The 18,982-nt window shown below is 65.6% G+C and carries 14 protein-coding genes and 1 tRNA gene; 11 read left to right on the forward strand and 4 right to left on the reverse strand.

The features are described from left to right. Positions 1-72: 72 nt before the first annotated feature. From ACFOGJ_RS15560 to ACFOGJ_RS15570, 3 genes are read right to left on the reverse strand one after another with little or no spacing between them, the layout of a single operon-like run. Positions 73-1,047, reverse strand: a complete 975-nt coding sequence (locus ACFOGJ_RS15560) for an NADPH:quinone oxidoreductase family protein (protein ID WP_379901996.1) — start codon at positions 1,045-1,047, stop codon at positions 73-75. A gap of 35 nt (positions 1,048-1,082) precedes the next feature. Then, positions 1,083-1,514 carry a DUF488 domain-containing protein gene (locus tag ACFOGJ_RS15565; RefSeq protein ID WP_379901998.1) on the reverse strand — a complete coding sequence of 144 codons (432 nt, stop codon included), beginning with the start codon at positions 1,512-1,514 and terminating at the stop codon, positions 1,083-1,085. A gap of 23 nt (positions 1,515-1,537) precedes the next feature. Beyond that, the gene (locus ACFOGJ_RS15570; protein WP_379902000.1) at positions 1,538-2,224 is read right to left on the reverse strand and encodes a DapH/DapD/GlmU-related protein; all 687 of its coding nucleotides are present in this window, start codon (positions 2,222-2,224) and stop codon (positions 1,538-1,540) included. 182 nt (positions 2,225-2,406) lie between these two features. Here ACFOGJ_RS15570 and ACFOGJ_RS15575 point away from each other — a divergent pair, with 182 nt between their 5' ends. Both ACFOGJ_RS15575 and ACFOGJ_RS15580 read left to right on the forward strand, forming a co-directional pair. Next, complete coding sequence (locus tag ACFOGJ_RS15575; protein ID WP_379902002.1) at positions 2,407-3,192, forward strand: response regulator; 786 nt, start codon at positions 2,407-2,409, stop codon at positions 3,190-3,192. 74 nt (positions 3,193-3,266) lie between these two features. After that, positions 3,267-3,340 (forward strand) — tRNA-Gly (locus tag ACFOGJ_RS15580). A gap of 43 nt (positions 3,341-3,383) precedes the next feature. Here ACFOGJ_RS15580 and ACFOGJ_RS15585 read toward each other — a convergent pair. Next, positions 3,384-3,935 (reverse strand): integrase core domain-containing protein, encoded by a 552-nt coding sequence (locus tag ACFOGJ_RS15585; RefSeq protein WP_379902004.1) that lies wholly within the window; start codon positions 3,933-3,935, stop codon positions 3,384-3,386. 624 nt (positions 3,936-4,559) lie between these two features. Between ACFOGJ_RS15585 and ACFOGJ_RS15590 the strand changes: the two genes are divergently transcribed. From ACFOGJ_RS15590 to ACFOGJ_RS15630, 9 genes are all read left to right on the forward strand, one after another. Then, positions 4,560-8,546, forward strand: a complete 3,987-nt coding sequence (locus ACFOGJ_RS15590; RefSeq protein WP_379902006.1) for an NACHT domain-containing protein — start codon at positions 4,560-4,562, stop codon at positions 8,544-8,546. Between the two features lie 300 nt (positions 8,547-8,846). Then, positions 8,847-9,671, forward strand: coding sequence for an IclR family transcriptional regulator (locus tag ACFOGJ_RS15595; protein WP_379902008.1), 825 nt, complete (start codon positions 8,847-8,849; stop codon positions 9,669-9,671). A 120-nt stretch (positions 9,672-9,791) separates the two neighbouring features. After that, a complete protein-coding gene (locus ACFOGJ_RS15600; protein WP_379902010.1) occupies positions 9,792-10,772 on the forward strand; it encodes an amidohydrolase family protein in 981 nt (326 codons plus the stop codon). A gap of 11 nt (positions 10,773-10,783) precedes the next feature. Next, positions 10,784-12,331: a class I adenylate-forming enzyme family protein gene (locus ACFOGJ_RS15605; protein ID WP_379902012.1), complete on the forward strand. Its 1,548-nt coding sequence runs from the start codon at positions 10,784-10,786 to the stop codon at positions 12,329-12,331. Positions 12,332-12,455: 124 nt separating this feature from the next. Beyond that, positions 12,456-13,484 carry an ABC transporter substrate-binding protein gene (locus ACFOGJ_RS15610; protein ID WP_379902014.1) on the forward strand — a complete coding sequence of 343 codons (1,029 nt, stop codon included), beginning with the start codon at positions 12,456-12,458 and terminating at the stop codon, positions 13,482-13,484. 35 nt (positions 13,485-13,519) lie between these two features. Next, positions 13,520-14,323 carry an ABC transporter ATP-binding protein gene (locus tag ACFOGJ_RS15615; protein ID WP_379902016.1) on the forward strand — a complete coding sequence of 268 codons (804 nt, stop codon included), beginning with the start codon at positions 13,520-13,522 and terminating at the stop codon, positions 14,321-14,323. Positions 14,324-14,629: 306 nt separating this feature from the next. Then, complete coding sequence (locus ACFOGJ_RS15620; RefSeq protein ID WP_379902018.1) at positions 14,630-15,421, forward strand: ABC transporter permease; 792 nt, start codon at positions 14,630-14,632, stop codon at positions 15,419-15,421. Then, positions 15,418-17,103 carry an alpha/beta hydrolase gene (locus tag ACFOGJ_RS15625; RefSeq protein ID WP_379902020.1) on the forward strand — a complete coding sequence of 562 codons (1,686 nt, stop codon included), beginning with the start codon at positions 15,418-15,420 and terminating at the stop codon, positions 17,101-17,103. The genes ACFOGJ_RS15620 and ACFOGJ_RS15625 overlap by 4 nt, the downstream gene beginning before the upstream one ends. Before the next feature lie 4 nt (positions 17,104-17,107). Next, entirely contained in the window at positions 17,108-18,664 is a 1,557-nt protein-coding gene (locus ACFOGJ_RS15630; protein WP_379902022.1) for an FAD-binding oxidoreductase, read from the forward strand. Positions 18,665-18,982: the final 318 nt, after the last annotated feature.

Raw genomic sequence — 18,982 nt, forward strand, 5'->3', positions numbered from 1 at the left:
CGGCTTCTGATCCGTTTGCGGAATGGATTCTCGGGACAGGCCCGAGAATGACCGTTCTCTCTCCCGTCCGTCTCAGTCGATCTCCAGCACCGTCTTGCCCAGCGCCTTGCCGCCATGGGCATGGGCCATGGCGTCGGCGAACGCCGCCATCGGGAAGCGCCGGCCGACCACCGGCTGCAGGCGGCCGTCGGCGGTCCAGGACAGCAGGGTCTCCATCCGGGTGCGAGCCTTGTCCGGCTCCAGCAGCAGGAACTGGCGGACATCCACCCCGGTCAGCGCGGCGCCCTTCATCAGCGGCAGGTTGGCCGGCAGGGCCGGGATCTCGCCGCCGACGAAGCCGACGACCAGATGCCGGCCGCCCCAGACCAGGGAGCGGAAGGCCGGCTGGAACAGCGGGCCGCAGAGCGGGTCGAACACCACGTCCGGGCCGCGCCCGCCGCAGGCCGCGCGCAGCCGGTCGCGCCAGCCCTCGGGATCGCTGTCCAGCACACGGTCGGCGCCCCACTCGGTTGCGAAGGCACGTTTCTCCTCCGTGGACGCGACGGCGATCACCTCCGCCCCCAGCAGCTTGCCGACCTGTACCGCGGCGATACCGACCCCGCCGGCCGCCCCCAGCACCAGCAGCCGTTCGCCTGCCTGGATGCGGGCCCGGTCGCGCAGGCCGTGCAGCGCGGTCAGATAGTTGATCCGCAGGCCGGAGGCGGCGGCGAAGTCCAGCCGCTCGGGCAGGCGGAAGACGCCTTCGGCCGGCGCCACCGCATAGTCCGCGAAGCCGCCCTGGACGGCGGCCAGCACCCGGTCGCCGACCGCCAGGCCGCTGACACCTTCTCCCAGGGCGGCGACGGTGCCGGCGGCCTCCATGCCCGGGATGTGCGGCAGGGTCGGCTTCACCTGGTAGCCGCCCAGGGCGACCAGGACATCGACATAGCCGATGCCGCAGGCGGCGATCCGGACCTGCACCTCGCCGGGCCCCGGCGCCGGCGCGGCCACCTCCGTCAGGCTGTAGTCGTCGATCGAGTCCAGGGCTTCACCCAGGATGGCTTTCATGGTCGGGCTCCGGTGAGGTTCCGCAGATCCGGAACCTACAGGTCCACGACCGTGCAGCCCAGCCTCTCCCGCAGCCGTTCCGCCACGACGGCGCGGTGGCAATGGGCGGCTTCGCCCTCGTAGCAGAGCAGGGCGGCCGGCTTCGCCTGCACCACCTCCGCGGCCTGCGCCAGCTGCAGCTGCGCCTCCGGCGTGGCGAGCTGGTCCTCGAAGATCTCCCGCATCTCCGCATATCGGCCTGCCCGGGCGGCCATCCGGCCGGCCTTCGGCGTGCCCAGCGCCCGCAGGTGCAGATAGTCGATGCCGTGGGCGCGCAGGGTGTTGCCCAGCAGGGTCTTGGAAAAACCGGCGCGGCGGGAGGCGGCGACCGCGCGCACGTCGATCAGCACCTGCACGCCGGCGGCCTGCAGGCGGGCGATGACATCGTCCAGACTGGCCTTCTCGTAGCCGATGGTGGCGAGCTGCATGGCGCGTCCTTGGCCTTCGGTTCTCAGTTGCCCGGATCGTACTTCGCCGCGAAGGACGCCGCATCCAGGGCGCGGAAGTCGGGCAGGGCGGCGGCCAGCCGCTCGTGCGGCCAGTCCCACCAGGCGATGCGCAGGAAGGCGGCTTCCGCCGCTTCATCCACCCGCCGGCGGATCGCCTTCGCCGGGTTGCCGGCGACGATGGTGTAGGCGGGTACCGGCTTCGTCACGATCGCGCCGGCGCCGATCACCGCCCCGGCGCCCACGGTCACGCCGGGCAGCAGGATCGCGTTGTGGCCGATCCAGACGTCGGGGCCGATGGCGACGGGTGTCGAACGGCGCCAGGCGAAGATCTCAGGGTCGTCCGGCCCCATGTGGTGCGACCGGCTGCGATAGGTGAAGTGGTGCAGGCTGGCACGCCACATCGGGTGGTTGGTCGGGTTGATCCGCACCCCGGTGGCGATGTTGCAGAACTTGCCGATATCGGCGTTGTGGATCTGGTTGTCGCCGACCGCATAGGCATAGTCGCGGATGATGCTGTCGGCGACCAGGCAGTGCGGCCCGATCACCGTCCAGGGCCACATTTCGGTCCGCTCCACCACCGCGCTGTCATGCACCTCCGGCTCGGGGCGCATCTCGCGGCCGTCGATCCAGGGATTGTCCCAGCGCCCCTGGTTGACCATGCGGGGGCCGCCACCTGACGCTCCGCTCACCGCCGGTCCCTGCATCGCCGCATCGCCTTCGCCCTCGCTGTCGCCCCGGTTGTGACGCCCGACACAGCCGGCCGGGCCGTCCCTGTCTACACCACGCGAAACAGAAAGTGATTTCTCGCGGGAACTGTTGCATGTTGCAATCAAATGGCGTCCTTCCGGCTGCGATGCGGATGCAGGGACGCATGCCAACGAACAGGAAGGCGAAGGTCGTGACCGGGCCCGACTTCTCCCATCTGAGCTTCCTGGTGGTGGACGACCTGCCGTTCATCCGCCACCTGGTGCAGGGCATGCTGGAGCGGATGCAGGCCGCGCGCATCGTGCAGGCCGCCAGCGGCGAAGACGCGCTGGAGCGCCTGCGCGAAGGCCCGGACCCGGTGGACTGCGTGATCAGCGACTGGAGCATGGGGCCGCTCGGCGGCCTGCAGCTGCTGCAGGCGATCCGCTCCGGCGCCGCGGCGCCCACCCCACCGGCCACCCCGTTCATCATGCTAACCGGCTATGGCGACGAGCCGGTGGTGCGGGCGGCCCGGGCGCTGGACGTCAGCGGCTACCTGATCAAGCCGGTCTCCTTCGGCAAGCTGGCGAAGGCCGTCGACGCGGCCGTCACCCGCACCGTCGCGCCGAAGCCGGCGGAGAGCTATCGCGAGGTGGTGGAGATCCACGTGCCGGAGAAGGCGGCGAAGGTGCCCGCTGGCGGCCGCCGTGCCGCCGCCCTGCGGCCGGCGGAGAAGACACCGGCCAGGCCTGCCGAACCGCCTGCGCCCGCCGGCCTGGAAGTTCGCCTCAGCGACCTGGAGCAGATGGGGCCGGGCACGATGCTGGCGCAGGACGTGTACAGCGCCGACGGCATGCTGCTGCTGGCCCGCGGCCAGCTGCTGGACGCCGGCATCGTCGGCCTGCTGAAGCGAGTCGTCGACGCTGAGGGCAATAACGATGTGAAGGTGCGGGTGACCCTTGCGGGACGGTGACCTTTCGGGTTCACCTTTCCCCTTGCGAAGGCCCTGCTGGAAACGCTAGATAGTCCGCCGCTTCGGCGCCTTGAGCGGGCGTAGTTCAATGGTAGAACGCAAGCTTCCCAAGCTCGAGACGAGGGTTCGATTCCCTTCGCCCGCTCCACGCCCGACCTGTCCAGTCCGGACACATAGGTGACAGATCGTACCTAAGACATGGGTGACAATTTCGTGCCGAACGGATTGTCGATTGTCTGCAAGGTTTTCTGCTCCAGGTCGATATAACCCAGCTCGTAGTGGATGAAGCTCACGAGCCAAATGCCATCGTCCACCTCCTTGATTCCGAGTGTCTGACCGGCGAGCACGGTCGAGATGTTTATCTTCTTGCGGTGCATGCAGATGCGGCCGCAGGAGGTGACCGTGACGTCGCGATCGTGGAATGGATATTCCAGCTCTGGCAGGCCGGTATAAGGGCTTTGCGAGGCCCGGTAGAGTTCGGCCGGGCAACGCATGTCGAGGGCCTCATGGGGCCTTTCCTCGTTGAACTCTCTGACGAATGTATCGAAGCGGGCCTGCTGCTGCAGGGCATTCCGTCCTGGCGGCCGGGTGGTCTCTGTCTTCAGGGTGAGGTGCATGCGCTCATGGCGGCCGTTCTGCTGGGGTTTTCCCGGGCGGATGCGTTCGATGCCGATGCCGAGCTTGAGCCACAAGACGGAGAGCTTGGAGAGGTTGTAGAGGCCGTTCGGGCTGGCGAAGGGCAAGGCCGTTGTCGGATCGGATGGCGGCGTGCTGGCTGCGTTCGCGGAACAGGCTTGCGAGAGCCTTGATGACCGGTAGCTCCCAGCTCGATTCTAGGGCTTCGCAGAGCAGCAGGTCGCGGGAGATCTGGTAGGTGACCGTCAGCGGTAATAGTTGCCGCAGTGCGAGTTCCGACACCCCCTTACTGCAATGCGCTTGGAGAAATGGATTTCTCGCCCGTCAAGGAGTCAACCCTATGGCACCTGAAAGCGACCGTTTTCGGTGAGAAGAGGTAGAAATAAAATAGATTTTCCAAATGAAAAACGCAGTATTAGTTCTCGCAAATGGGTATCCAGAAACTTGGCGGCAATGTCTTGTCATTCAATTTTGAATAAAATATAATATAATTCAAATAATTGACCAATTGTGTACAACTAATTAGCCAAACTTTTTGCGGTGCTCCGCCACATCCAACTCACTCGGCCAATAACCGGACCTACCTGCGAAGTACGTCGCGTTCCAATGCATCTTCTGTCGTTGCCTTATTAAATTATGCCCTCATTGATCATTCGCGCGATGCAGATGTGTCTGTATCTGCCGTTCCCAGATTGAATGCGCCGGCCCATTCTGGCTAGGATCCTACCACCTTGATCACTAGCAGGCAGGCAGTGAAAGCAAAATTAAAGAACAGTGCGGGCGGTGCCGCAACGGCCGGTGGGATGAATTTTCAAGCCGCAGTAACCGCGATAGTCAATATTCACATGGCCCGTGGTCGCCCGTTAGGTTGGATACCTAACCAGCAGGATATTCCCATAGCCGTCGACGCTGAAACGGGAGGTGCGGGTGATGACATTGCCTGCACCCTCGCGAATGGGAAACGCGTTGAAGTTCAGGTAAAAAAGGGCCTCACTGCCACAAATCGGCTTTGGTCCGCCCTGCTTCAGCTTGCAAATGGCGTTTCGAAGAATGACTGCGATACGAGTGTTCTCGTCGTCTGTCCGAACAGCAGCGCATCGGTCCGCGACAACCTCGCCAGAGACATAGGTCGAATAGGCTCTGGACGCGTTGATGTTCTTTCCGATATCGGACGGAAATGGCTGCAAGAGCTGAAGCACGCAGGCCTTGACCAAGCGCAAACCTGCCAAAATCTCTTCGTTCAAACCGTTCCTGCATTGGCAAATGACCATGCCGCGGTTCAAGCCGCCAAGGCGGAACTTGGCCACATCTGTGCGGTGAGTTCACAGATAGATCAGGCTTGGCTTGCTCTGTTGAACGACGCATCGGGCCTGATCGAGCAACGAGGCCGACGCTCGCTCACCGACATTGCGGAAGTTCTGCATGCGGCGGGTATCACGGTTTCAACAAAGTTTAACACGGGACCGATTGGTCTGTTGAGCAAGCTGGCTGGGTGGAATCACGAAACTAACAGGTCATTCTCGATATTCGGCGTTAGCAAGACACTGAATGTCGATTCCGATTGGATTACACTAACGGCCCAGCCGCGGGCCGCTCAATCCATGAAGGCGCAGCAGAGCTTTGATTTGAAGTCAGCGTTAGATTCTTACCATAATTGGCAACGCACACCGTCGGATGAAGACAAGCGCGGGTCAGGCGTCAATCCTGAAACATTGGGTCGGTTCATTAGGAGGGGTATCGTTGTCGCCGGCCCTGGCATGGGGAAGACGACGCTCCTAAAGAGAATTGCGCGTCGCTACAGCGAGGATAGCATTCCCGTCTTGAAGATGCGCCTGTCGGCAGTTGCTGCCGATATGAAGAACGGTGCCTCCTTTGAAGAGGCAGTCTTCCGGCACGGATTAGACGGCAGCGGAATATCAGCAGACCTTTTCCGTTCCGCCGGATTTTCAAATTTGCTCTTGCTCGGCGACGGATTGGATGAATGCGGCGACATGCAAGAGCAGATCGCAGAGGGCATCAGCCGCTTCGCCACTGGATATCCCGAGAGCCGGGTGCTCATAACTACTCGTCCGATCGGATATTCGGTCAACAATTTTTTCGATTGGCGACACTATGACCTATTGCCCTTGGATTCCTCATATGCAGCGAGAAGCATCGCTGCATTATGGGAGGCAATTGCCGGGTCAGCTTCCGCTGATACAAACTATCGTGCGGTCTGCAACGAAGAACTAGAAAACAAGTCAGTTGCGGATGCGGTTGGTCGAACCCCTCTCATGATAGGGGTGGCCACAGCGATCTTGGCGAATGGCCAAACCTTGGGTCGAACGCGCGAGTCGCTGTTCGACCAAGTTTTTTTGTTGGTTGATAAAGCCCCTGTCCGTACAGTCCCCAAGCCTGCCAGCCAAGTGATCCTGTCGCGATTTCTCGAACTCGTCGGCTGGCTAATCACGCGCTTTCCGCTCATGTCTGAGCGGGACATGCTTGAACTTTGCGGTAGGAAGTGGGCAGAGATTTCTGGTGAGTCGCTCCTGTCATCTCTGGAGAAATCGGAACGGTATCTCTCATATTGGGAAGATGCCGGCCTTCTGGAGAAGGTTGGACATTCATCAACGCGGGTACTCTGTTTCGTTTTGAAAAGTTTTGGGGAATACCTTGCCGCACGTCACCTCACGAATCTGGCGGATAGAAGTGATCTGGATGAAATTCGTTCCGCCCTCGCAGATGCTCAGTGGGACAACGTTTTGCGATTTGCCGGCAGACTTGGCCTCGGGGAACTCGTAACGTCATTATTTTTCGAGCAGCAGGAGAGAGATAGCAAGTGGTATCTGAAGTTGCTCGACCTGGTCTACATCGCTGCCGAGGCAGAGCCTGAACTGAGTCGAGAAACGCGGGCGCGCATTTTTGAAGATGCATTTTTTGTTGTTGCTGGACGCGATCAACACGGAGCATTCGCGCTCGGGCAACCTCTGGGAGAATGTGCCAGACGCTATCCGAACGAAGTCGCACGACATGCAATTGATCTCAAAGACTCAGGGCAGTACTGGTCGCGTATAGTGGCTTGGAATTGTCTGCTGAAGTCCGGGGATTTCTATGCGATCGAGGAACTCCAATCGGTACTGCAAGACAGCGCCGAGCAAATCGGGACCGTCCTCACACCTAGCTTGGGAGGCGGCGTCCTCTTTAATCACAGCAATCGCCATGAACTGGGACAAAGTTTTGTTCTCGAAGCCTGTGTCCAGCTATTTAACCAAGCACCACGACCGGTCGCCGACGATATCATTCCCAAGATTCTAAACCATAAAGCTTTTGGGTCTGTGGCTTTCTTGCAGAAAGTCGAAAAGCTGATTTCTGCACATAAATGGCCTTATCGTATCGAGTATGATTTCGGAAAATATAGTGTTTTCGATATTCTCAAGGAGCCTCTGGAATTCTCAAGGGCACAGACAGCTGCGGACTTGTTTTTGCTTAACGCACTCGGGGCTGATGAGGTTTCAGTGGCGGTCGATGTTCGCCCAAAGTCTCTCTTGCATCTCAGTGCATTCGTTCAAGTTTCAAACTGCTGGGAAATGCCTGTTAACGACTGTTGGGCTTGGACAAGAGATTTCGATCCTGCCACCGCTCGCGAAGTTATTCGTGTGATTGTCGAGCTGGCAGGCATCGATCCTGTGGCTCTGCGGGACGACGCGATCGCTGCAAAAGGATACATTCTGGCGAGGCAGAAGGAAGGAAACGATCAGCTTTGGATCTGTAGAGTCTACAGCCTAGCCGAACATATCGACCACGAAGAGATAGATTGGTCTTTGGCCCGCGACATTGCTTTTGATGAAGATCTTGTTGAAAAGGCGCTTTACCATCCGTCGCAGTGGATGGTCTGGATGGCCAGCAATATCGTTGAAGCGCGATTTGATGGGGCACGGCTCCAGGAGTGCATCGCCCATATGTGCCAGCGCGGTTCTGGCTACACACTCTGGGCGGCCAGTTGCCTTCTCACAGAACTTCCCGAAGAGATTGCTGTTGGAATGACCATACAGCGCCTGAAACAGAAGCAGGTTAGGGGGACACAGTATCTCTATTCTGCCTTGTGCAAATTTAAAATCCAAATGTCGGTTGACCTCATGCAGGCATTGGAAAATGGTCTTACATCCAAGAATGTGAAGACTGCCGCTTCGGCGGCGGAGCTGGTTGAACATCTCGCCAGTAGGAGCTTCCCGGAATTCATGCCGCTGATCAAATCGCATCTTGAACATTGGTTTAAGAACGAAGAGCCTTATCCCACCAAGGGGGGTATTATACCGGATAGTCCGCGTGCTCGCCTAATTGGAGCATGGCTCAAGATTGAGACCCCCGATTTTGGTCAGATCCGGCATTGGCTTGGTGATGATCGCTCAGATGTACGAGATCAAGGAAGGCAAGCCTTAAAGCTATGGATTGCGCTGGATCGAGGCCATTTCGCTCACTATCTCGACAGCGTGCTGGAGGCAGAGTTGTCTCCACAAACGCTCAACTGGCTTCTCAGCGAGGGCATTGACCTTTCCGCTAACGACATCAAGCGAGTGGAAGGTTTGTTGAGCCACGATAAGAGTGCGGTTCGCTACAATGCCATGTCCATACTGGACCCTCGTTATCTGGGCTCGAGTGAGCTTAGTCTGCATTTGCGGAAGCTCGTTGATGATCCGGAGTTGCAGATTCAGGACAGGGCTCGTAGTAAGTGGAAATAGTCAATCAATTGCATATATCATTTTAAGCTGCTTGAATTAATCGGGTTTGTGAGGGATATTTTTCGCCAATGTGGCAAATGGAAGTTGTCTGTACTTCTTGTATGGCTGGAATATTTTGCTGGTCACGTCACCGGTAATCTTATGATTTCGACAGGTATCCCGTGTTGCATGGGGCTATGCTGGAGAGTATTGTGACAGTGAAGCAGGAGATGGCAAGCAAATCAATTGATTACGCCGATTTTTGGCTTCCCTTCGCCTCGTCCTCTTGTCGCATTGATCGGGTGGCCTTCTAATCCCCCGATGACCGAGAAGACAGCTTCGAAGACCGGTGGCGTCCAGGTGCTGCGCCGTGCCGTGCGCCTGCTGAAGGCATTGTCGGAGGCGCCGGCCGAGGGCGCGCGGCTGGCCGACCTGGCGGCGGCAGCGGAGCTGGACCGCGCCACCGCGCACCGGCTGCTGGCCACCCTCTGCGAGGAGGGGCTGGCGGAGCGGGAGGCCGACAACCGGCGCTATGCGATCGGGCTGGATTTCTTCGCCCTGGCGGCGGCCGCCTCCAACCGCTTCGACGTGGCGGAGGTGGCGCATGAGAGCCTGCAGCGGGCCGCCGCCGAGCTGGGCGATTCCGTCTATTTCGCGGTGCGCAGCGGCGACGATTATCTCTGCCTGGACGTGGTCACCGGCAGCTATCCGGTGCAGACCCTGCCGCTGGACATCGGCTCCCGCCGGCCGCTGGGGGCCGGCGCGATCGGCGTGGCCTTGCTGGCGCCGATGGGCGATGCCGAATGGCAGGCGGTGCTGGCACGCAACGCGGCCCGGCTGGACGCCTCCGCCGGCCAGGACCCGGACAGCCTGGCCGCCGCCATCGCCGCCGCCCGGTCGGACGGCTATGCGCAGCAGGCCGACCGTTCCCTGCCCGCGATCCGGATGGCCGCGGTGGTGCTGCTGAACCGGCGCGGGCGGCCGCTTTCCGCCATCGCCGCAGCCGGCATCGCCGACCGCTTCCCGCCCGACCGGCTGCCGGAGATCGGCGCCGTCCTGGCGCGGGAGGCGCGCCGGATCGAGGAGGCGATGTGGCGCCTGCCGGATGCCGCCCGGCACCGGGCGCGCTGGGCCACGGCGCCATAAATTCCGCATCGTGAAACATAATACCTAAGAATGTTCAGTCTGCGAAATTGAGGCTCGCCGGATCGCGATTCCGGGGGTAGGATCTTCTGCACTTGGGATCCCGACCGTGGAGCGGCGGCCATGGGCGCTATCGATATCGTCTGCAACCTGTTCACCGAACAGGAGATCCGGCTGGGCCAGACCGGTCTGGACGAGACCTTCATGGCGCAGGTCCGCATCCCGGAGCATATGCGCCGCGGCGTCTCGATCCCCGACTACATCGCGAAGATGGACCGCGCCGGCATCGACCGTTCGCTGCTGATCGCCGTGCGTGCCGGCGACCTGAACGTGAAGGGATCGTTCGAGATCCCCTATGCCCGGGTGGCGGAGGTCTGTGCCGCGCATCCGGACCGCTTCTCCGGCCTGGCCGGGGTCGACCCGACCCGCGGCATGGCGCAGCTGCGCGAGCTGGAAGTGGCGGTGAAGGAGCATGGCTTCGTCGGCGCGCATTTCTACCCGCACTGGTTCGGCCTGCCGCCGGACCATGCGAAGGTCTATCCGATCTACGCCAAATGCTGCGAGCTCGACATTCCGATCATGATGCAGGTCGGGCACAACCTGGTCTATTCGCGGGAGCGGCGCCTGCCCAGCGTCGGCCGGCCGATCTGCCTGGACCAGGTGGCGATCGACTTCCCGGAACTGAAGCTGCTCGGCATCCATATCGGCGTGCCCTGGACCGAGGAGATGATCTCCATGGCCTGGAAGCACGACAATATCTTCATCGGCGGCGACGCCTACGCGCCGAAGCACTGGCCGCAGGCGCTGGTCCACTACGCCAATACCTATGGCCGCCACAAGGTGCTGTGGGGCACCGACTGGCCGGTGATCGACCCGGAGCGGTCGGTGCAGGAGGTCGCGGCGCTGGGCCTGCGCCCGGAATCCCATGCCGCCCTGATGCGCGACAACGCGCTGCGGATCTTCAACCTGCCGGAAAGCGGCCGGACGCATGGCGCTCCTGCCGGCCCCGCGGCGCCGGACCCGGCCGGCGGCCGCAACCCGCGCAACCTGTTCGTCGACGACAGCGGCAAGGTCTACAGCCGCGGCGGCGCGGCGAACCGGTAGGGCCTGCGGTCATGGTTGCGGCGACCGACCGGCCCCCCGCCACATATCGCCCGCTGACGATCGCCAGCGGCATCATCGCCGCGGCGGAGCGCACGCCGGACAAGATCGCCCTGCAGGAGGGCGAACGCCGTCTGGCCTATCGCCAGCTGGCGGCGCGCATCCACCAGGTGGGGCAGGCGGCCATCGCCGATCCCGGGCTGCGGCCTGGCGACCGCGCCGCCCTGGTCGCCGGCAACTGCCTGGAATATGCCGAGATCGTCGCCGGCCTGTCGGCGGCCGGCATCGCGGTGGCCACCGTGAACCCACGCCAGACCGCAGCGGAGATCGCCTATATCATCGCCGATTGCGGCGCCCGGCTGGTGATCGCCGACGGCCCGCGGGCGGAGCTGCTGGCCGACCTGGACCTGCCGTCGGTGGAGAAGCGGCTGGTGATCGGGCCGGAACTGGATGCCTGGCGCGACCGCGCGGCGGCGCGCGACCCCGGCATCGACGTGCAGGAATGGGATGCCTTCGCCATCCCCTACACCTCCGGCACCACCGGCAAGCCGAAGGGGGTGGTGCTGTCGCACCGGTCGCGGGTGACGACCTTCTTCGCGATGGCGGCGGAATATGGCTGCTACGGCCCGGACGAACGCTACCTGGCGCTGGCGCCGCTGTTCCACGGCGCCGGCTTCGCCTTCGCCCATGCCGCCCTTTATTTCGGCGGCTTCTGCGAGGTGCTGCCGGCCTACGAGCCGGTACTGGTGCTGCGCCGGCTGGGGGAGAACGGCCTGGGCGGCACCTTCATGGTGCCCACCCATTTCCACGCCATGTTCGCGCTGGAGCCGAAGCTGCTGGAGCGGTATCGCGGGCTGGACCTGAAGGCGATCGTGTCCAACGCAGCCCCGCTGCCGCAGGCGACGAAGGAACGCATCGTCGACTATTTCGGCCCCGGCCTGCTGCACGAGACCTATGGCTCCACCGAGGGCGGCATCGTCACCAACCTCCGCCCCGCCGACCAGCTGCGCAAGGTGCAATGCGTCGGCCAGGCCTTCCCGATGACCCGCATCCGGCTGCTGGACGATGACGGCGCGGGGGTCGCCGACGGCGAAGTCGGCGAGCTGTTCTCCAACGGCCCGACCCTCTTCAACGGCTATTTCGGCATGCCGGAGGAAACCGAGGCGGCGTTCCGCGACGGCTGGTTCTCTGCCGGCGACATGGCGCGGATGGACGAGGAGGGCTTCTTCTACCTGGTCGACCGCAAGAAGGACATGATCATCTCCGGCGGCGTGAACATCTATCCGCGCGAGATCGAGGAGGTGCTGTTCCGCTGCCCCGGCCTGCGCGACGTGGCGGTGATCGGCCGGCCCGACGATTACTGGGGCGAAGCCGTCGCCGCGATCGTCGTCGCCGACCCCGACGCGCCGGCCGATGCGGCCGCGATCCTGGACTTCTCCGCGCAGCACCTGGCGCCGCACAAGCGGCCGAAATCCGTCGCGTTCATCGATGTCCTGCCGCGCAATGCCGCCGGCAAGGTGCTGAAGCGGGACCTGCGGGCCGCGCCGCCCGCACCCGGCTGAGGCCGGGCCGCACCGCCGGCCTGCCGGCGGAGCGCATGCGTAGCCTGCCGGAGAGCTGAGCCGGCGGGATCGAAGGCAACAGGGATTTGCGATAACCGAACCCACGCAGAGGGGAGACGAAGAGATGACGATTCCCATGTTCGGCCGCCGCGCGGCCCTCGGCCTCGGCCTCGGCCTCGGCCTGGCCGCGGCGCTCGGCCTTGGCCTCACCGCACCGGCCCAGGCGGAAGAGACGGAGATGACCTTCGTCCTGGACTGGACCCCGCACGGCATGCATGCGCCGTTCTTCCTGGCGGCGGAGAAGGGCTGGTTCAAGGAGGCGGGCCTGGACGTCACCTTCCAGGACGGCCGCGGCTCCGCCAGCACGGTGAACCTGGTCGGCGCCGGGCAGGGCGATCTGGGCCATGCCGGGCTGAACACGATGGCGATTGCCCGTACCAAGGGCCTGCCGGTGACGGCGGTCGGCTCGATCCTGCGGAAGAACGAGGTCGGCATCCTGTTCGACCGCGGCAAGGGCTACCAGAAGCCCGAGGACTTCAAGGGCAAGTCGCTGATCTTCACCGCGGGTTCCACCGAGGCGCCGTTCATCGAGAGCTTCCTGAAGGCCGGCGGCATGACCGACAGCGATGTCGAGCTGATGGCGGTCGACCCGGCGGCGAAGGTCTCCACCTATCTCAGCGGCCAGGGCGACGGGGTGATCACGCCGGTGCCGTTCATCATGGCGATCTCCGAAGGCAAGCGGAATTCCGACGGCGTGCTGTTCGCCGATTTCGGCATGCCGCTGCTGTCCTGGGGGATCATCGCCAACGACGATTACCTGGAAGAGCATCCGGAGGCGGTGAAGGCGTTCATGGCGGTGCTGGCCCGCGCCTGGGCCTATGTGCTGGAAAGCGACGCGCACCTGACCGAGGCGGTGGAGGCGATCCAGAGCCAGCGGCCGGAGGCCAAGGTGTCGATGCCGGCCGGCAAGGCGATCTTCAACGCCTATCGCCCCTACTTCTATTCGCCCTCCACGGAAGGCAAGCCGATAGGGACGATGACGGCGGCCGACTGGGACGACACCATCGCCACCATGAAGAAGCTGGGCCTGGTGCCCGAGGATGCGAAGGCGGAGGAGTTCTACAGCCTCGACTATCAGCCGCCGCAGTCGTGACGGTACGGTCCTGAAAGTGCGGGCCTGACGTCGAGATGGGTGCAGCGGAAGACCTGGCCGCGCCGACCCTGCGGCTGCGTGGGGTGGAGAAGGTCTTCGCCTCCGGCCGCGGCGATGTCCATGCCCTGCAGGGCATCGACCTGGACATCGCCCGCGGCGAATTCGTCAGCATCGTCGGCCCGTCGGGCTGCGGCAAGAGCACCCTGCTGAAATGCGTGGCGGGACTGGAAACCGTGACCGGCGGCAGCCTGACCCTGGACGGCGCGGCGATCGTCGCGCCGCCGCAGGATGTCGGGATCGTCTTCCAGCGCGACGCGCTGCTGGACTGGCGGACGGTGCTGGACAATGTCCTGCTGCCGGTCGACTTCCGCCGCCTGCGGCGGGCGGACTGGACGGCGCGGGCGCATGAGCTGCTGGCCGATTTCGACCTGGACGGCTTCGCGGACCGCTATCCCTGGGAACTGTCGGGCGGCATGCGCCAGCGGGTCGCGATCTGCCGCGGCCTGCTGCTGGACCCGCAGCTTCTGCTGATGGACGAGCCGTTCGGCGCGCTGGACGCGATCACCCGCGACGAGCTGAACATGGAGCTCGAGCGGATCTGGGAGCGCACCCACAAGACGGTGCTGTTCATCACCCACTCCATTGCGGAATCGGTCTTCCTGTCCGACCGGGTGGTGGTGATGGCGCGCGGGCCGGGCCGCATCGCGGAGGTCATCCCCGTCGACCTGCCGCGCCCGCGCACCCTGCCGTTGCGGGAGACGGCGGAATTCGGCGCCCATGTCGGCCGCATCCGCGAGATCTTCGAGGGGCTGGGCATCATGCGCCGGACCCGGGGGTGAGGGGATGAGCTTCTTCTTTCGCGGTGACGCTGCTCAAGAGCCATCGTCATCCCCGGCTCCGAAGTACCGAAGGCAGGGGTCGGGGATCGCGACGGGACAGCGACACCAGTGGTCATCCTCGCCCTTGAGGCGAGGATCCATTCCGCAAGCGGTGCGGCCCCGCGCGGCATGCGGAATGGATTCCATGGTCAAGCCATGGAATGACGGCGGCAGGGAAGCCACGCCGGTCCGAGGTGTGGGTTCGGCAGTGTCAGGCCCGAGGGCGACGGCGGCAGGGCGCCATCGCGCAACGACCGGAGGCACCCAATGACCGCGTTCTGGGCCTCCCGCCAGGGGCGCCTCCTTTCGGTGCTGATCGTCGTCATCGCCCTGCTGCTGCTGTGGGAGGGCGCGATCCACGCCTTCGACATCAAGCCCTTCCTGCTGCCTTCGCCGATCGCCGTGGTGGCGGAACTGGCGGACAGCCCGGGCTGGTATGCCGCCCATGCCGGGCAGACCCTGCTGCAGACCTTCCTGGGCTTCGCCCTGGCCGTGGCGCTGGGCATCGTGATGGCGGTCGGCATCGTCTATTCGCGCTGGATCGAGCAGAGCCTCTATACGATCCTGGTCGGCCTGAACTCGATCCCGAAGGTGGCGGTGGCGCCGCTGTTCATCGTCTGGCTGGGCACCGGGCTGGAGCCGAAGGTGGCGATCGCCTTCCTGATCGCGGTCTTCCCGATCGTCATCGACACCGTGCTGGGCCTGCGCTCGGTCGATCCCGACCTGCTGGACCTGGCGCGGTCGCTGCGCGGCAGCCGTTTCCAGGTGCTGCGCATGGTGCGCTTTCCCAACGCCCTGCCCAGCCTGTTCGCCGGCATGAAGGTGGGCATCTCCTTCGCCTTCATCGGCGCGATCGTGGGCGAGTTCGTCGCCTCCTCCTCCGGCCTGGGCTACGTGATCCTGTCCAGCCAGGCGACGTTCGACACCACCCGGATGTTCGCGGCGATCTTCCTGCTGGCGGTGATCGGCACGATCCTGTTCTACATGGTGGAACTTGCAGAGAAGGCATTCATTCCCTGGCATGTCTCCCGTCGGAAAGAGGGGCTTGTCCAGCCGTGAACAGCGATACCGGTTTGCAGCGCCATGTCGTGCACCTGGCGGACGGGCGGGCGGTGCATCTGCGCACCTCCGGCTCCGGGCCGCCGGTGCTGCTGTGCCATGAAAGTCCGCGCTCCTCGGTCGCGCTGACCCTGCTGGCCGGCTTCCTGGCGGACCGCTTCACCGTGCTGGCGATGGACACGCCGGGCTATGGCCTGTCCGACCCGCTGCCGCTCGACCGGCCGGAGATCCCGGACTATGCCGATGCCGCGATCGGCCTGCTGGACGCGCTGAACGTCGGCCGGCTGCCGGTCTACGGTACCCATACCGGTGCCAGCATCGCAGTGGAGATGGCGCGGCGGCATCCCGACCGGATCGCCGGCGCGGTGCTGGACGGCTATCCGGTCTTCACCCCGGCGGAGCGCGCCGCCTTCCTGGACAGCTACCTGCCGCCGTTCCGGCCCGATGCCCATGGCGGCCATGTCGCCTGGCTCTGGTCGCGGGTGCGCGACCAGTTCACGGTGTTTCCCTGGAACTTGTGGGGGGCGGCGGCGCGGCTGCCGCGCGACCCGCCGCCGCTGGCCCTGCACGACCAGGTCGCCGCCGACATCCTGCGCGCGGGCGACGGCTACCGCACCGGCTATGCCGCCGCCTTCCGCCATCACGGCCCCGGGCCGGTGCCGCACCTGAAGGTGCCCGTGACCTTCGCCGCCCGCACCGACGACCTGCTGTTCGACCAGCTGGCGCGCCTGCCCGACTTGCCGGAAGGCTGCACGATCCTGCCGCTGGACCCAGATCGCCCGGCCTGGGGCGCGGTCATCGCCGACACCCTGGCCGGCACCACGGGCGACGGCACCGCGCCGGACCTGGCGCCGGATCCGGCCGCCATCGTGGCCGGGCCGCTGCGCCGCCAGATGGTCCGGCCGGCGCGGCACGGTGCGGACATCATGCTGCATGCCGGCGGCCCGGCGGCGCCGGACGGCACCCTGCTGTTCCTGCACGACCTGCCGGGGGCGGGACGCGACTGGCGGCCGTTGCTGCAGCGCTGCGTCGCCCGCTACCGGGTGCTGGCGCCGGACCTGCCGGGCTGTGCCGACAGCGCAGCCGGCGCCGACAGCCTGGACGATGCGGTCGCCGCAATGCTGGCCCTGCTGGAGATGCTGCCGGCCGCGCCCCCGCTGACCATCGTCGCCCGCGGTCTGTCGGTACCGCTTGCCCTGACCCTGGCCGGTTCCCTGCCAGCGCGGCCGCGGCTGCTGCTCTGCGACCCGGCGCCGGCAACGGCGACGGAAGCGGAGCGCTACCAGGACTATCTGCCGGACCTGGCGCCGCGCTGGGACGGCGGGCATCTGTTCGCCGCCTGGACCATGCTGCGCGACGGCCTGGTCTATCGCCCCTGGCACGACCGGCGGCACCATGCCGCCCGCCATCTGGGCGACGAGATGGACCTGGCCGGCCTGCACGACCGCTTCGCCGACCTGATGCAGCAGCCGCAGGGCTGGCACGGCACCGCGATGGGCGCGATCGGCCGCCCGCTGTCCCATGCCGGTCCCAGGGACGGCGCGCAGGTCCTGCTGGGGGCCGACCTGCCGGCGGTCGTCGGGCTGCGCGAGACATTGCGGTCGGCCGGCTTCGCGGTCGACCTGGTCGACCCGCTGGCCTGGCCGGATGCCATCCTGGCCGCCGTCGCGGCGGCGCATTGAAGCGATGACGGCCAACTCCGCCGCCGAACTGTGCCGCGCCCGGCTCGGCGCGGCGCATGTCCGCGACGATCCGCAGGCCCTGGCATTCTTCGGCCATGACATCGCCGGGCCGGCGCCGCATCCGCCCGCCGCCATCGCCCGGCCGCCGGACGTCCCGTCGCTGCAGGCCTTGATGGCGGACCTGAACGCCGCCGGCGTCGCGGTGCTGCCGCGCGGCGGAGGCCTGTCCTATTCCGGTGGCTACCTGCCGCCGGCGGCCGGTTGCGTGGCCCTGGACCTCACCGCGCTGGACCGGGTGACGGAGATCGAAGCCGCCGACCGCCGGGTGACGGTGCAGGCGGGCTGCAGCTGGGGCCGGCTGCACGATGCCCTGGCGGAGGGGGGCCTGCGCACCCCCTTCTTCGGCCCGCTGTCCGGCCATGGCGCGACGATCGGCGGTGCCCTGTCGCAGCGCGCCGCCTTTTTCGGGTCCGCCGGCCATGGCCATTCCGATGCCGGCGTGCTGTCGCTGGACGTGGTGCTGGCAGATGGGCGCCTGCTGCGCACCGGCACCGCCGCGGCGGAGGGCGGCCTGCCTTTCGCGCGCGCCTTCGGGCCCGACCTGACCGGGCTGTTCCTGGGCGATTGCGGCGCCTTCGGCATCAAGACCGCGGCCACCCTGACCGCCCTGCCGGCACCGGCGGCGACCCTGTTCGCCTCCTTCGCCTTCGACAGCGGCGCCGCCCTGGCCGCGGCCCAGGCGGCCCTGGCGGGCCTGCCGGGCCTCGCCGATATCTACGGCTTCGACCCGGTCAGCCACGACAATCTGGACCGGCAGGGCTTCTCCGCGCTGGAAGGCGCCGCCCTGGTGCGGGAGGTCGGCCGCGCCGGCGGCCTGAAGGCGGCCTGGCGGATGGCGAAGGCCGGCCGTGCCTTCGTCCGAGACCTGGGCTGGTCGCTGCACCTGGTGGCGGAGGGCGAGAGCGAGGCCGCCTGCACCGCTGTGCTCGCGGAGGTCGCGCGGATCGCCGGCGAAGAAGGCGGCCGCCCGGTGCCGGACACCATTCCCCGGGTCACGCGGGCAAAGCCGTTCCGCCCGGTGAAGGCCTTTCTGGGGCCGGCGGGGGAGAACTGGCTGCCGCTGCACGGCCTGCTGCCGCCCTCCGCCCTGGCGCCGGCCCTGGCGGCGGTCACCGCGCTGCGCGACGACCGTGCGGCGGACCTGGCGGCACACGGCATCCGGATCTCGATCCTGACCGCCAGTGTGGGCACGTCGGTGCTGCTGGAGCCGCAGCTGTTCTGGCCCGACACCTTGTCGGCCTTCCACCTGGGGGCGGCGCAGCCGGACCAGCTGGAACGCTACGCCGACCGACCGGAAAACCCGGCCGCCCGGGCGGCGGCGAAAGCCCTGCGCGCGGAACTGATCGAGCTGCTGGACGGCTTCGGCGCCAGTCACCTGCAGCTGGGCCGCAGCTACCGCTACGCCGACCGCCTGGCGCCGGAGGCGCTGGCCCTGGCACGGGCGGTGAAGGCGGCGCTGGACCCGAAGGGGCTGATGAACCCCGGCGTGCTGGGCCTCTGAGGGCCAGTCGCTGTCCAGATGACGGGCCACGATCGCCTGCGTGTCGGCGCTGGAGATGACGCACCTTTCCCTGCCGCCGTCATCCTCGGCTCGGGGGCCGAGGATGACGGCAAAAAGGGAGGACCGCAGGGCTGATTTGGCTCCCTGACGAGATGTGTGAATGCCGTAGGCTCGGGGGCCGAGGGCGGTCGGAATAGGGGAGAACCGCAGGGCTGGGTCTGGTCCGCCGGCGAGGTGTGCAAATGCCGAAGGTTTGCAGACCAAGGGCCAGTCGGCTGTCGGGGCCTTTCCGCCTGCGGACTGCGGCGCATCTTGAGC

Origin of the sequence: Marinibaculum pumilum (assembly GCF_042646425.1) — a bacterium.
Taxonomy (GTDB): Bacteria; Pseudomonadota; Alphaproteobacteria; order Ferrovibrionales; family Ferrovibrionaceae; genus Marinibaculum; species Marinibaculum pumilum.